Source organism: Burkholderia contaminans, from assembly GCF_029633825.1.
In the GTDB taxonomy this organism is placed as follows: Bacteria; Pseudomonadota; Gammaproteobacteria; order Burkholderiales; family Burkholderiaceae; genus Burkholderia; species Burkholderia contaminans.
The window spans coordinates 733,193-747,387 of sequence record NZ_CP090640.1 but is presented as its reverse complement, the minus strand read 5'-3'; the positions used below and the strand labels follow the sequence as shown (position 1 = coordinate 747,387).

At 67.7% G+C, this 14,195-nt stretch carries 13 protein-coding genes; 10 read left to right on the top strand and 3 right to left on the bottom strand.

What is annotated here, in order from left to right; all coding sequences use genetic code 11:
* Nucleotides 1-13: 13 nt before the first annotated feature.
* The 4 genes from LXE91_RS03520 (at nucleotide 14) to LXE91_RS03505 (ending at nucleotide 3,742) form a co-directional block, all read left to right on the top strand.
* The gene (locus LXE91_RS03520; protein ID WP_034198940.1) at nucleotides 14-658 is read left to right on the top strand and encodes an alpha/beta hydrolase; all 645 of its coding nucleotides are present in this window, start codon (nucleotides 14-16) and stop codon (nucleotides 656-658) included.
* A gap of 487 nt (nucleotides 659-1,145) precedes the next feature.
* Nucleotides 1,146-2,459 carry a D-alanyl-D-alanine carboxypeptidase family protein gene (locus LXE91_RS03515; RefSeq protein WP_039346288.1) on the top strand — a complete coding sequence of 438 codons (1,314 nt, stop codon included), beginning with the start codon at nucleotides 1,146-1,148 and terminating at the stop codon, nucleotides 2,457-2,459.
* Between the two features lie 48 nt (nucleotides 2,460-2,507).
* On the top strand, nucleotides 2,508-3,434 hold the full coding sequence (locus tag LXE91_RS03510; protein ID WP_039346286.1) for a D-amino acid aminotransferase: 927 nt from the start codon (nucleotides 2,508-2,510) through the stop codon (nucleotides 3,432-3,434).
* Entirely contained in the window at nucleotides 3,434-3,742 is a 309-nt protein-coding gene (locus LXE91_RS03505) for an HP0495 family protein (protein WP_011353335.1), read from the top strand. The genes LXE91_RS03510 and LXE91_RS03505 overlap by 1 nt, the downstream gene beginning before the upstream one ends.
* A gap of 25 nt (nucleotides 3,743-3,767) precedes the next feature.
* Here LXE91_RS03505 and LXE91_RS03500 read toward each other — a convergent pair whose 3' ends face one another.
* Complete coding sequence (locus tag LXE91_RS03500; RefSeq protein ID WP_039346283.1) at nucleotides 3,768-4,739, bottom strand: transcriptional regulator GcvA; 972 nt, start codon at nucleotides 4,737-4,739, stop codon at nucleotides 3,768-3,770.
* A 102-nt stretch (nucleotides 4,740-4,841) separates the two neighbouring features.
* Between LXE91_RS03500 and LXE91_RS03495 the strand changes: the two genes are divergently transcribed.
* The 6 genes from LXE91_RS03495 to LXE91_RS03470 all read left to right on the top strand — a co-directional run bounded on the left by LXE91_RS03495 (nucleotide 4,842) and on the right by LXE91_RS03470 (nucleotide 10,065).
* Nucleotides 4,842-5,168: a DUF2917 domain-containing protein gene (locus LXE91_RS03495; protein WP_039346529.1), complete on the top strand. Its 327-nt coding sequence runs from the start codon at nucleotides 4,842-4,844 to the stop codon at nucleotides 5,166-5,168.
* A gap of 84 nt (nucleotides 5,169-5,252) precedes the next feature.
* Nucleotides 5,253-6,011 (top strand): lipoyl(octanoyl) transferase LipB, encoded by a 759-nt coding sequence (gene lipB, locus LXE91_RS03490; protein ID WP_039346281.1) that lies wholly within the window; start codon nucleotides 5,253-5,255, stop codon nucleotides 6,009-6,011.
* Nucleotides 6,004-6,996 carry a lipoyl synthase gene (gene lipA, locus LXE91_RS03485; protein ID WP_039346279.1) on the top strand — a complete coding sequence of 331 codons (993 nt, stop codon included), beginning with the start codon at nucleotides 6,004-6,006 and terminating at the stop codon, nucleotides 6,994-6,996. The genes lipB and lipA overlap by 8 nt, the downstream gene beginning before the upstream one ends.
* A gap of 252 nt (nucleotides 6,997-7,248) precedes the next feature.
* Nucleotides 7,249-8,265 (top strand): taurine ABC transporter substrate-binding protein, encoded by a 1,017-nt coding sequence (gene tauA, locus LXE91_RS03480; protein ID WP_039346278.1) that lies wholly within the window; start codon nucleotides 7,249-7,251, stop codon nucleotides 8,263-8,265.
* Nucleotides 8,266-8,305: 40 nt separating this feature from the next.
* Nucleotides 8,306-9,103 (top strand): taurine ABC transporter ATP-binding protein, encoded by a 798-nt coding sequence (locus LXE91_RS03475; RefSeq protein WP_039346277.1) that lies wholly within the window; start codon nucleotides 8,306-8,308, stop codon nucleotides 9,101-9,103.
* Nucleotides 9,104-9,174: 71 nt separating this feature from the next.
* Nucleotides 9,175-10,065 carry an ABC transporter permease subunit gene (locus tag LXE91_RS03470; protein ID WP_232352855.1) on the top strand — a complete coding sequence of 297 codons (891 nt, stop codon included), beginning with the start codon at nucleotides 9,175-9,177 and terminating at the stop codon, nucleotides 10,063-10,065.
* A gap of 130 nt (nucleotides 10,066-10,195) precedes the next feature.
* On the opposite strand, the gene LXE91_RS03465 is transcribed toward LXE91_RS03470, so the two are convergent.
* Complete coding sequence (locus tag LXE91_RS03465; RefSeq protein WP_039346274.1) at nucleotides 10,196-11,959, bottom strand: YadA family autotransporter adhesin; 1,764 nt, start codon at nucleotides 11,957-11,959, stop codon at nucleotides 10,196-10,198.
* A gap of 333 nt (nucleotides 11,960-12,292) precedes the next feature.
* Nucleotides 12,293-14,170 carry a gamma-glutamyltransferase gene (gene ggt / locus LXE91_RS03460; protein WP_039346273.1) on the bottom strand — a complete coding sequence of 626 codons (1,878 nt, stop codon included), beginning with the start codon at nucleotides 14,168-14,170 and terminating at the stop codon, nucleotides 12,293-12,295.
* Nucleotides 14,171-14,195: the final 25 nt, after the last annotated feature.

Here is a 14,195-nt window from a genome sequence, read left to right as displayed (position 1 = left end):
GCGGGCCGGCCGAATGAACGTTCATACGCAGAAGTCGCTGATCGCGGGCCCGGTCGGGCAGATCGAAATCGCCGTCGACCTCCCTGACGCAGTACGCGAAAGCGGCGCCGCGCCGCGCGGCATCGCGCTCGTCGCGCATCCGCATCCGCTGTTCGGCGGCACGATGGACAACAAGGTCGCGCAAACCCTCGCGCGCACGCTCGTGCAGCTGAACTACGTCGTGTTCCGGTCGAACTTCCGCGGCGTCGGCGCGACCGAAGGCGTGCACGACAACGGCACCGGCGAGGCCGACGACCTGCTCGCGGTGCTCGCGCACATGCGCGCGCAGCCCGCGTATGCCGACCTGCCGCTCGTGCTCGCGGGCTTCTCGTTCGGCACCTTCGTGCTGTCGCACGTCGCGAAGCGGCTGCGCGATGCGGGCGAGACGATCGAACGGATGGTGTTCGTCGGCACGGCCGCGAGTCGCTGGCAGGTGGCCGACGTGCCCGAGAACACGCTCGTGATCCACGGCGAAACCGACGACACGGTGCCGATCGCGTCCGTGTACGACTGGGCGCGGCCGCAGGAACTGCCGGTCGTCGTGATCCCCGGCGCCGAGCATTTCCTGCATCGCAAGCTGCACGTGCTCAAGCGCATCATCGTCGACGCATGGCGCTAGCCAGTGTGCGGTTGCCGGCATGACGCCGGCGGCCTGCGTCGCTTCCTGCACATGACCTCCGGCCCTCGCCCGAGGCGCGCTTCCCCCAAGCGTCATCGCGCCGCCCCGTGCGGCGCCACCCCGCTTCCACCTCGCCTGCGCATGCCTTTCGCACACCTTCGCGTGCGATGACGGGCAACTTGCCGCCACCCCGCGCCCGATGCCGATGTGCAACCGTCCGGCGCCAGGTTCGCGAAAACGCCCTGCGCGCCCACGTATAATGGCCGGATTCCGCGTCGCCCGCGGCCCGGCTGGGCCCATTGCGGCGCTCGTTTCGCCGCCTGTCCGCCCGCTCGCGACGGCCGCGAACCGAACGCGTCCGCACGAGTCCAACCGGCGCGTTTCGCGTCGCCCGACGATGTCGGGCGAGTGCCCGAAACGCCCGCCGCCTTGCCGTTCAACCCTGCGCGTTTCGCACCGCACTTTCTGCCATCAGCCTGAATCGATCATGCGTCTGTCTCCCCAAGGCCTCAAGTCCCTCGCTTCCTCCATCGCCTTCGGCACCGCCGCGCGCAACGTCGCGCTCGGCGTGATGCTGCCCGTCGCGCTCGCATCGACGATCGTCGTCGCCGAGGCGAAGCCGGCCGCCAAGGCCAAGGCCGCGCATGCGGCGCCGGCCGCCACCGAGCAGTTCACCGGCGCGCCCGCGACCTACATGCCGGGCGCGGTGCCGCCGCCGGGCGTGAATGCGCGCTCGTGGGTGCTCGTCGATGCGACCAGCAACACGGTGCTCGCATCGGGCAATGCCGATGAACGCGTCGAGCCCGCGTCGCTGACGAAGCTGATGACCGCGTACCTCGTGTTCGAGGCGCTCGACAAGAAGAAGATCTCGATGGAGCAGATCGTCACGCCGAGCGAAGCCGTGCGCCGCGTCGGCCGCGACGAGTCGCGCATGTTCATCGAGGCGAACAAGCCGGTGTCCGTGCACGACCTCGTGTACGGGATGATCATCCAGTCGGGCAACGACGCCGCGATCGCGCTGGCCGAACTCGTCGGCGGCAGCGAAGGGCAGTTCGTCACGCTGATGAACGACGAGGCGCAGCGCCTCGGCATGAAGGGCACGCACTTCGCCGACGTGAACGGCATGCCCGACCCGAACCACTACACGACGGCCGGCGACCTCGCGAAGCTGTCCGCGCACCTGATCCGCGATTTTCCGCAGTACTACGGCATCTTCTCGGAGAAGGAGTTCAAGTACAACAACATCCGCCAGGGCAACCGCAACCGTCTGCTGTGGCTCGACCCGACGGTCGACGGCCTGAAGACGGGCCACACGCAGGCGGCCGGCTATTGCCTGATCGCGTCGTCGAAGCGCGCGATTCCGGGCGTGGACGGCCAGCGCCGTCTCGTGTCGGTGATGATGGGCGAGCAGAAGGAAAGCGACCGCACGCAGGACAGCATGAAGATGCTGAACTACGGCTACAGCGCGTTCGATTCGGTGCGCCTGTTCAAGGGCGGCCAGGCGATGTCGACGCCGCGCGTCTACAAGGGCAAGGAAAACACCGTGCAGGTCGGCGTGAAGGGCGACCAGTGGGCGACCGTGCCGCGCGGCCTCGGCGACAAGATCAAGACGGAAGTCGACGTCAACGCGCCGCTGATCGCGCCGCTCGCGGAAGGCCAGCAGGTCGGCACCGTGAAGATCGTCGCCGACGGCAAGACGCTGTCCGAATTCCCGGTCGTCGCACTGCAGGCCGTGCCGGAAGCGGGTATCTTCGGGCGTATCTGGGACTCGATCCTGCTGATGTTCAGCAAGAAGAAGTAAGCACGACGGGCCTTTGTTTTCACGACTTCATCCCCATCTGTCATCGCTATGAGCCAAGCCGAATTCGAACCGATCGTCTACCTCAGCGTATCGTCGCAGGAGGAAATGGTGCCGCTGTCGGAAGCCCGTGTACCGGTGCTCGACCGCGGGTTCATCTTCGGCGACGGCGTGTATGAAGTTGTCCCCGTTTATGCGCACGACGGCGCGCACGTGCCGTTCCGGATCGAGCAGCATCTGGCGCGGCTCGAGCGCAGCCTGAAGAAGATCGGCATCGCGAGCCCGCACGACGACGCGGGCTGGCGTGCGCTGATCGAGCGCGTCGTCGCGGCGAATGCCGAAGGGCTCGGAGCGGCCAACGCGCTCGTCTACCTGCAGGTGACGCGCGGTGTCGCGAAGCGCGGCCACGCGTTCCCGGCGAACGCGGTGCCGACGGTGTTCATGATGACGAGCCCGCTGCGCCTGCCGTCGGAAGAAGAGCGCGCGAAGGGTGTGCGCTGCGTGACGGCCGAGGATCGTCGCTGGCTGCATTGCGACATCAAGTCGATCTCGCTGCTCGGCAACGTGCTGATGGCGCAGCATGCGGCCGAACGCGATGCGTTCGAGACGCTGCAACTGCGCGACGGCAACCTGACGGAAGGCTCGTCGTCGAACGTGTGGATCGTGAAGAACGGCGAGCTGCTCGCGCCGCCGCGCAGCAACAAGATCCTCGAGGGGATCCGCTACGCGCTGATCGAGGAACTGGCGGACGAATGCAAGATCCCGTTCGTCGCACGCGAGATCAGCGAAGTGGAGTTGCGCGCGGCCGACGAAATCATGATCACGTCGGCCACGAAGGAAGTGCTGCCCGTCACGTCGCTCGACGATCTGCCCGTGCATGGCGGCAAGCCGGGCCCCGTATTCGCGGCGTTGTATGACGCGTACCAGCGCGCGAAAGCGCGCGAGTTTGAACAGTTTGACCTAACCCGGAGCAAATGATGAGCGAACCCACCAAAACCATCGAGGTGACCGGCGCGATCGATACCCGGAAGGAGTCGCTGCTGGAGTTCCCGTGCGATTTCCCGATCAAGATCATGGGCAAGGCGCACCCGGAGTTCAAGGACACGATCTTCAAGGTCGTGGCCGTTCACGACAACGAGATCGATGTCGAGAAGATCGAGGAGCGTGCGTCGAGCGGCGGTAATTACACGGGCCTCACGATCACCGTGCGGGCGACGAGCCAGGAACAGCTCGACAACATCTACCGCGCACTGACCGGCCATCCGATGGTCAAGGTCGTACTCTAGGGCCTGTTATTAGCGGGAACAGGCCCTACACCCTCCATCCTCCTTCCTGCGCGCACTCGGCCGGGGTCTTCCCCGCCGCGCGCCGCGCGTCCAGTTCGTCGCACAGCCGCTTGTATTCGGCGACTTCCTGAAGCAGCCAGGTCCTGAACGCCTGCACCCGCGGCGTGTTCAGGAGCGGCGGCGGACACACGAAAAAATAGTGCCACGGGCTCGGCCCGTCGATGTCGAACAGGCGCACGATGCGCCCGTCGAGCAGGTCGTGCACCGCGAGCGAGCGGCGCACCAGCGCGATGCCCTGGCCGTCGATCGCGGCCAGCAGCAGGTTCGACGAGTCCTGGTACAGAATCCCCCGTTTCGGCTCGGTCAGCGTCTTGAGCCCGGCCGCGTCGAACCACGGCCGCCACAGCTCGTCGTCCGAGCGCAGCAGAGGGTAGTGCACGAGATCGGCGGGCGTTTGCGGCAGCTTGCCGCCGTTCAGCGTCGGCGCGCACGCCGGAAAGAACACCTCGTCGAACAACGGCTCGACGTGCAGCCCCGGATAGTTGCCCTGACCGAACCGGATCGCGAGATCGACGTCGTCGCGCGCGAAATCGGTGAGCGAGTTGGTGGACTGCAGCTCGACGTCGATTTCCGGATGCCGCTCGATGAACGTGCCGATGCGCGGCGTGATGAAGCGCGCGGCGAACGACGACAGCATCGACACCACGAGCCGCCGGTCGCGGTCGCTCGCGCGCACGTCGCGGGTCGCGTCGGCGATCACCATCAGCGCGGTGCGGATCTGCTGCGCGTAGCGCATGCCGGCGTCGGTCAGGCACAGCCGCTTGCCGTTGCGCGTGAACAGCTGCACGCCGAGCTCCTCCTCGAGTGCGCGGACCTGGTGGCTGACCGCGCCGTGCGTGACGAACAGCTCGTCGGCGGCGCGCGAGAAATTCTCGTGACGGGCGGCGGCTTCGAACGCGCGAATCGCGTTCAGCGCAGGTAGCTGGCGGAGGTCCATTTGCTAATTTTCCTCACATCGACGTGAAAATTGGTCGTTTTGTCTGACGCCTTGGAGTGACTACGATTGTAGCCATCGGAGCACTTATTGGCGGAGTCGATCATGCAAGAAATTTCTTCAAGCATCACGTTCGAAATCCCCGCGGGCGAAACCGTGCCGATGAAGGTACAACGCAGCACGCGGCTGATCGTCCAGAGCGGGCCGGTGTGGGCGACGCGCAGCAACGACGTCAACGACTACTTCCTGGTCGACGGCGAAACGCTGAAGCTGCGTCGCGGCGAGCGGCTGTGGCTCAGCGCGGAAGGCCGGGAGGGCACGCGCGTCGCGTTCTCGGTGTCGCGGCCGCCCCGGGAAGTCGCGCTCGGCGGGCTGGCACGGCTGCGCGAACGCCTGACCGCGCTGCTTCACGACGGCTGGCGCACCGTCTGACCATCATTTCCTCCGACGGATACCGGCGATCCGTCCCTCTCCCGAGGCCGGCGAGACCCACGGGTTTTCGGTAAACTACCGCCCATGTCCGTCTCGCCGGTTTCCATCGTGTCCACGCCTGTTGCCGTTTCCGCATCGCCCGCCGGGTCCCCGGATCAGCCGGCCCCGCCGGTCACCGTGCGGTGGCGGGGCGTCGAGACCTACGAGGCGAGCTTCGACGCGATGCGCGCGTTCACCGACACGCGCACGGCCGATACCGGCGACGAGATCTGGCTGGTCGAGCACCCGCCCGTCTACACGCTCGGCCAGGCCGGCGACCCGGCCCACCTGCTGGTGGCCGACAGCGGCGTGCCGCTCGTGAAGGTCGACCGCGGCGGGCAAATCACTTACCACGGCCCCGGCCAGATCGTCGCGTACCTGCTGCTGGACCTGCGCCGGCGCAAGCTGATGGTGCGCACGCTCGTGACGAAGATCGAGGAGGCCGTGATCGAAACCCTCGCGGCGTATAATCTCGCTTCGGTCCGCAAGGCGGGCGCGCCCGGGATCTACGTGGCGTCCGGCGTGCACGAGGGCGCGAAAATCGCGGCCCTCGGCCTGAAGATCCGCAACGGCTGCAGCTATCACGGGCTGAGCCTGAACGTGAAGATGGATCTGCGCCCGTTTCTTGCGATCAACCCGTGCGGCTATGCCGGACTGGAAACTGTCGACATGGCGAGCCTCGAGGTTGCCGCCGACTGGAACGACGTCGCCCACACGCTGGTGCGCCGTCTGATCGCCAACCTCGACGGCGCATCCGCGGCCGCCGACAAGCCGCAGGCACTGGAACAACATTCGAATGACTGACGTTACCGCTTCCCCCGCACCGGCCGATTCGGCCGCGACTCCTGCCTACGATCCGACCGCCAAGCAGAAGGCGCAGGCGAAGACGGCGCGCATTCCGATCAAGGTCATTCCGATCGAGAAGCTGAAGAAGCCCGAGTGGATCCGCGTGAAGGCGGCCACCGGCAGTTCGCGCTTCAACGAGATCAAGACGATCCTGCGCGAGCACAACCTGCATACCGTGTGCGAGGAAGCGAGCTGCCCGAACATCGGCGAATGCTTCGGCAAGGGCACCGCGACGTTCATGATCATGGGCGACAAGTGCACGCGCCGCTGCCCGTTCTGCGACGTCGGCCACGGCCGCCCCGATCCGCTCGATCCGGACGAGCCGAAGAACCTCGCGCGCACGATCGGTGCGCTTAAGCTCAAGTACGTGGTGATCACGAGCGTCGACCGCGACGACCTGCGCGACGGCGGCGCCGGCCACTTCGTCGAGTGCATCCGCGAAGTGCGCGAACAGTCGCCGGAAACGCGCATCGAAATCCTGACGCCGGACTTCCGCGGCCGTCTCGACCGCGCGATCTCGATCCTGAACGCCGCCCCGCCGGACGTGATGAACCACAACCTCGAAACGGTGCCGCGCCTGTACAAGGAAGCGCGCCCGGGTTCGGACTACGCGCACTCGCTGAAGCTGCTGAAGGACTTCAAGGCGCTGCATCCGGACGTCGCGACGAAGTCGGGCCTGATGGTCGGCCTCGGCGAAACCGAAGAGGAAATCCTGCAGGTGATGCGCGACCTGCGCGCGCACGATGTCGACATGCTGACGATCGGCCAGTACCTGCAGCCGTCCGAGCACCACCTGCCGGTGCGCGCGTACGTGCATCCGGATACGTTCAAGATGTACGAGGAAGAGGCGTACAAGATGGGCTTCACGCACGCGGCCGTCGGCGCGATGGTGCGCTCGAGCTATCACGCCGATCTGCAGGCGCACGGGGCCGGAGTGGTCTGAGCGTCCTTGCTTCGCCGTCTTCCGGCGAACCCGAAAAAAGCCCGCAGCGATGCGGGCTTTTTCGTTGATGCGGACGCCATTCCTGCGTTCGCACGGCAATCGCCACCCGACCGGACGCGCAATCCGGTCAAGCATGAAAAGCAAAGCTGAAACGGCATCGATAGCTTCGCAGGATAAGTTCGCTCCCACCGCGCGCAAAGCTCCTATAGTCGGCTCTCCCGCAGCAATGCCCGCATTCCGAAGGAGAGCCGCATGTCCCGTTTCAGCTTCATCCGCCGCGCCGTCGTCGCGCTGACCGCCTTTGCCGCGCTCGGCGCGGCGCACGCCGAAACGCGCGAAGTCGTGATCGCGTACCAGGACATGGTGGTGCCGTGGCGCTATGCGCAGGCGAGCGGTGAAGTCGAAAAGGCGACCGGCTACAAGGTCACGTTCCGCAAGCTCGACAGCGGCGCCGACGTGATCCGCGCGCTCGCGTCGGGCTCCGTGCAGCTCGGCGAAGCCGGCTCGAGCCCGATCGCGGCCGGGCTGTCGCAGGGGCTCGACATCTCGCTGTTCTGGGTGCTCGACAACATCAACGACGCCGAGGCGCTCGTCGCGCGCAACGGCTCGGGCGTCACCAACATCGCATCGCTGAAGGGCAAGAAGATCGGCGTGCCGTTCGTGTCGACGTCGCATTTCCACACGCTCGTCGCGCTGCAGGCCGCGGGCGTCAATCCGAACGACGTGAAGATCGTCAACCTGCGTCCGCCCGAAGTCGCGGCGGCGTGGGCACGCGGGGACATCGACGCGACCTACATCTGGGATCCGGTGCTCGCGAAGGTCAAGCAGTCGGGCACCGTGTTGACGACGTCGGGCCAGGTTGCGAAAGAAAGTGGCAAGGCGACCTTCGACGGCTTCGTCGTGAGCCGCAAGTTCGCGCGTGAAAACCCCGAGTTCGTCACGCGCTTCGTGAAGGTGCTCGCGGCGGCCGATGCCGACTACCGCGCGCATGCGGCGGCGTGGAAGGTCGGCTCGCCGCAGGTCGCGGCGGTCGCGAAGGTATCGGGCGCGAACGCGCAGGATGTGCCGGCCAGCCTCGCGCTCTACGCGTTCCCGACGGCGGCCGAGCAGGCTTCGCCGACGTGGCTCGGCGGCGGTGCGCAGTCGGGCGCCGCGAAGTCGCTCGCGGCCACGGCCACGTTCCTCAAATCGCAAGGCACGATCCAGACGGTGCTCGCCGACTATTCGGCCGGCGTCGATCCGCAGTTCGTGCAGAAGGCCGCGCGCTGAGCGCGGCCGTTCAGCCCATTCGTCGCGGAGCCCGTCGATCATGAGCACGCTGGAAGTCCGTCAGGTATCGGTCGCCTATCCGGGCGAGCGCGGCAGGCCGACGACGCAGGCGCTCGCGCGCGTCGACCTGCGTATCGAGTCCGGTGAATTCGTCGTCGCGCTCGGCGCGTCCGGGTGCGGCAAGACGACACTGCTGAACTGCATGGCCGGCTTCGTCGCGCCGACGACCGGCGACGTGTGCGTCGACGGCGTGCCGGTCACGGGCCCCGGCGCCGATCGCGGCGTCGTGTTCCAGAAATACGCGTTGCTCCCGTGGCTCGACGTGCTCGACAACGTCGCGCTCGGGCTGCGTTTCGCGCGCGTGTCGAAAGCCGAACGCGAAGCGCGCGCGAAAGAGATGCTCGCGCTCGTCGGTCTCGAGCGCCATGCGCATGCGCGCGTGTATGAACTCTCCGGCGGGATGCAGCAGCGTGTCGGCATCGCGCGTGCGCTCGCGAGCGACCCGCGCGTGCTGCTGATGGACGAGCCGATGGGCGCGCTCGATGCAATGACGCGCGGCACGATGCAGGCACTCGTGCTCGACGTGTGGGCGCGCACCGGCAAGACCGTGTTCTTCATCACGCACGACGTCGAGGAGGCGTTGTTCCTTGCGACGCGTCTCGTCGTGATGACGCCCGGCCCCGGCCGGATCGCGGAAACCTTCGAGCTGCCGTTCGCGCGCCGCTATGTCGAATCGCGCGACGCGCGCGCGGTGAAATCGTCACCGGACTTCATCGCGTGGCGCGAGCGGCTGATCGCGTATCTGCATCGCGACGAAGCGGTCGCGGCGGCCGCGTGACGCATGAATTCGCGCGACAGGGCGCGTCGGTCGGACGCGGTCGGATCAGCACTTTGCACAGGCAGGACAGCATGAGCACGCAGGAGTCGTGGGCGGCCGATCGCACGGCCGCAGGTTTCGAGGAAGGCGATCGCACGCGGGCTCCGGCGGCGCAACGTCGTGCACCGTCGTCGCGCCGCTACCGGTTGCCGGGCGAAGGGAAGACGGCGGCCTTGAGCACGGCGACGGTCGCGGTGCTGGCCGTGCTGTGGTGGGTCGCCACGCATCGCCAGTGGTTGCCGCCGCTGTTCCTGCCCGCACCGGAGGCCGTATGGACGGCATTCGTCGATGCGTGGCATGGTCGCATCCAGGGCGGCTTGCCGTTGTCCGAGCATCTGTTGTGGAGTGCCGCGCGCGTGTTCGGCGCGTTCCTGCTCGCGACGGCGATCGGCGTGCCGGCCGGCATCCTGATGGGCGTGAGCCGCGTTGCGCGCGGCGTGCTCGATCCGCTGCTGGAGTTTTACCGGCCGCTGCCGCCGCTCGCGTACCTGCCGCTCGTCGTGATCTGGTTCGGCATCGATGAAACGGCGAAGCTCGTCGTGATCTTCCTCGCGTGCTTCGCGCCGATCGCGATGGCCGCGCGCGCCGGCGTGCGCGCGGCAACCGTCGAGCAGATCAACGCCGCGTATTCGCTCGGCGGTAGTTTCGCGCAGATCGTGCGCCACGTCGTGCTGCCGGCCGCGCTGCCGGAAATCCTCACCGGGCTGCGGATCGCGATCGGGTTCGGCTGGACGACGCTCGTCGCCGCCGAGATGGTTGCCGCGACGGCGGGGCTCGGGCAGATGGTGCTCAACGCATCGAGCTTCCTGCGCACCGACATCGTCGTGATGGGGATCCTGATCATCGGCGCGATCGCATGGCTGTTCGATCTCGCGATGCGCTGGGTCGAGCGGCGGATCGTGCCGTGGAAGGGGCGCGGATAGACAGGTTCCGGGATGCGTCGGGGCGTGACGAAGGACGATCGCCCCGCGTCGCAAACGAACAAGGGCCGGGCTTCGCGTCGAGCGAAGCCCGGCCCTTGTCGCGTGATACCGGTGGCCGTGTGGCGACGGCTTACCAGCGATACCCGGCGCCGGCGCCGACCGCGACCGTGCCGCGCGTGTTGGTGGAGCCCGACGCCTTGACCACCCAGCGCCCGTTGCGCGTGGCGGTGGACAGGCCGAACGCGACGGCCGACTGCCCGCTATATGTGCCGCCGGCGATCGAGACCATGCTTTCACCGGCCAGTGACGCCTGCGGCAGGTTCGCGATCGCGACGGCGGACGCGATACCGCCGCTCGCATCGCGACGATAGTGATCGATGTCGTTACGCACGCTGCCGATCTGGTCGTGCAATTGCTGCACGTTCACGGCATCGGTCGGCGCGGTACCGGCCTTGACGTTGGTGATCTGCCGCTCCTGGCCGGGTGCGCCGACGGAAACGGTGTCGTCGCGGTCGGCGACGGAGTTGTTGCCGAGAGCGACCGAGTTCTTGCCCGATGCTTTCGCGTTGTTGCCGAGCGCGAGACTGTCGTCACCGGATGCGCTCGAGTTGTTGCCCAGTGCCATCGAATTCGAACCGGTCGCGCCGGAGCCGTCGCCGAGTTGTGCGAACTGGTTGCCAAGGTCACCCGTCGGCGGCGTGACGCTCGGGCCGTTCTTCTCGATGTCCGACAGACGCGTATTCAGCGTGTCGAGGCGGCTGTCGAATTGCTGCTGCATCGTGAAGAGCTGCCCGCCGTTGACGGCCTGCATGCCGCCCGCGACGATCGCACCGGGCCGCACGTTGTCGAGCAGCGTGCCGCCGACACCGCCGAGCGTCGCGCGCCCGAGCGACAGGTCGTCGTACACGAGCGCACTGAGCGGCTTGCCGTCCGGGTCGACCAGGCCGGTTGCCTTCAACTGCGCGATCGTCACGGCGTCGGTATCGCCCACGCCGTTCGACAGGCCGGTGAGCGTACGCGTGCCGTTCGCAGCGGCGACGCTGACCGACGTGCCGCCCTTGTCGGCGCCGATCGAGATCGCGAGGCTGGCGGGGTCCTGCCTCACGAGGCCGGTCGTGCCGTTGTCGAGCCGCGTGCCGAGATCGTCGACGTCGTAGCGGATCGACTTGACGTCGGTTTCGACCGTCGATACGCGCCCGTCGAGGTTCGTCAGCGCACTGCCGACCGTGGTGAAGGTCTTGCCGTCGATCGTGTAGCTCGGGCCGCGAACGGAGCCGTCCGCATTGATGGCTGCGTCGCCGCCGAGTGCGTCGACGACAGGCTTGAGCTGCGACAGGTTGATCGCGTCGGTGTCGGTTGTGCCGGCGCGCAGGTTGGTGAGCTGGCGCTCGTTGCCGGCTTTGCCGATCGACACGGTGTTGCGCCGGTCGGCGACGCTGCCTTGCCCCAGTGCGACGGAGTCGTGCGCGGTGACCGTCGCGTCCGCGCCGAGCGCGATCGCGCGGTTTGCGCTGACGTTCGAAGAGACGCCGAACGCGCTCGAGCGGTCGCCGTGAACCTTCGCCTTCTCGCCGATGGCGATGGTCGCCTGGCCGTCGGCCTCCGCCGCCGAGCCGATCGCGATCGCCGAGTAGTCGCCGCCGGTTTCGCCGTTTGCCCGCGCGCCGACCCCGAGCGCGATCGAGCCGGCGCCCGAGGCGGTCGCCTCGCCTCCCGCGCCGGATATCACGATCAGTTTGCCGAGGTCGAGATCTTCAGCATGGGTGTAGCCGGGCGCGAGTGCGGCTGCCAGTGAAAGCGCGAGCGCGGACAGACGGGCGCCCTTTGCAAATTGCGATTGGGTCCACGCGTGCCGGGAGGGGCGTTCGGGGAGCGTCGAGAAAATGCCGATCATGAATCGTAGTCCTGAATGATGTGAGTCGTTCGGCCGGGCGGAAGGTATCGACGTGCATCATCGGCAACGGAAAGCGGCGCCGTTGTCTGCCTACGTCGCGCCGAGGCCCCATAGCTGAAACGCGAACGAGCGACTATACGGAGCAGGGGATGTTCCGTCGATCAGACAGATACGAAATTGTGGATGGAGGAATGGGACGCGACATCGCGTACGAATCCGGATGTCGCGAAATGGACTGCGGAGGATCCAAAGGCGGCCGACAGTTGTCGGCCGAATCAACACATTGTTGCCGCGTGGGGCGAACGATATCGGCGCATGCGTCGCACGAACGGATCACTCTCCCATCGCCAGCCCTTCCCGCCGCGGATCGGCCCCGCCGAACCACACCGTCTGCCCCTGCACGTTCAGCCGCTGGATCCCCTGCAGCCCCGAGTTCATCTCGACGATCTGCACGTCGTGCCCGCGGCCCTTCAGCCCGTCGGCAAGCGCCTCCGACACGCGGCCGCGTTCGAGCTGCGTCGGCCCGTTCATCGACCCGAAGTTCGGCAGCGCGATCGCCTGCTGCATCGTCATCCCCCAGTCGAGCACGCCCACCAGCGTCTTCGCGACGTGATTGATGATCGCGGGGCCGCCGGCCGAGCCGGCGATCATCGTCACTTGCTTCGTCTTCTTGTCGAACACGAGCTCCGGCGACATCGCCGAGCGCGGCCGCTTGCCGGGCTGCACGCGGTTCGCGACCGGCCGGCCGTTGTCGTTCGACACGAACGAGAAATCGGTGAGCTGGTTGTTCAGCATGAAGCCGCGCACCATCAGCCGCGAGCCGAATGCATCCTCGATGCTCGTCGTCATCGACAGCGCCTGGCCGTAGCGGTCGACGATCGCGATGTCGGACGTCGACGGCAACTCCGGGCTGCGGTCGTCGGCCATCGCGAGCGTCGCGCCCTGCGGCGTGCCGGCCTGCGCGACGCCCATGCTGCTGTCGCCGATCAGGTGCGCGCGCTGCGCGAGATAGGTCTTGTCGGTGAGGCTCGCCCAGCTGCCGCCCGGCAGCGGCACGAAATCGGGATCGGCGACATAGCGCGCGCGGTCCGCATACGCGAGGCGCCCGGCTTCGCTGAACAGGTGCGCGGCGAACGGTGTCGGCTCGTAGCCGACGTCGTTGCGCACCGGTTTCTGCGCGCCGATCTGCTGCCAGTCGGGCATTGCCTCGAGGATGCCGAGCATCTGCGCGATCGCGAGGCCGCCCGACGACGGCGGCGGCATCCCGCACACGACCGAGCGCCGGTAGTCGGTGCACAGCGGCGTGCGCACCTTCGCCTTGTAGCGCGCGAGATCCTGCAGCGACAGCAGGCCCGGGTTGGTCGGGTGCTTGCGCACCTTCGTGACGATGTCGCGCGCGATCGCGCCGCTGTAGAACGCGTTCGCGCCGCGGTCGGCGACCTGGCGCAGCACGGTCGCGAGCGCGGGGTTCTTCAGCACCGTGCCGGCGGCCTTCGGCGAGCCGTCCGCGTTGTAGAAGTACGCACGGGCGGCCGGATCGTTCTTCAGGTATCGGTCGTTCGCGATCAGCATCGCAAGCCGCGGGCTGATCGTGAAGCCGTGCTCGGCGAGCCGGATCGCCGGCTGGAACAGCCGGCGCCACGGCAGCTTGCCGTGCGCGCGATGCGCGGCGTCGAGCATGCGCAGCACGCCCGGCGTGCCGACCGAGCGCCCGCCGACGACACCTTCATAGAAGCTCATCGGCTGGCCGGTCGGCCCGTAGAACAGGCGCTCGGTCGCGGCGGCCGGCGCGGTCTCGCGGCCGTCGTAGGCCTGCGTCGCCTTCCCGTCGAAGTACAGCATGAACGCGCCGCCGCCGATCCCCGACGATTGCGGTTCGACGAGCGCGAGCACCATCTGCGTGGCGATCGCCGCGTCGATCGCGGTGCCGCCGGCCTTCAGCATGTCGAAGCCGGCCTGCGTCGCGAGCGGGTTCGCGGCGGCGATCATGAAGTGCTGCGAGGTCCAGCCCGGCTTGTCGGTCCAGCCGGACGACAGCTCGGGCGCGTGGAAGCCGGGCAGCGGCACGGCGGCGCCCGAGGCGGCGGCGACGGGCACCACCGCGCCCGACGGCGGTGTGGACGGGGACGTGCAGCCGGCGTTGAACGCGACGAGCGCGACGGCGGCGAGCAGCGTCCAGGAGCGCGATTGCGGGCGAATCCGGTCGAACATTGAACCCTCGGCAGCAGTGAATTCG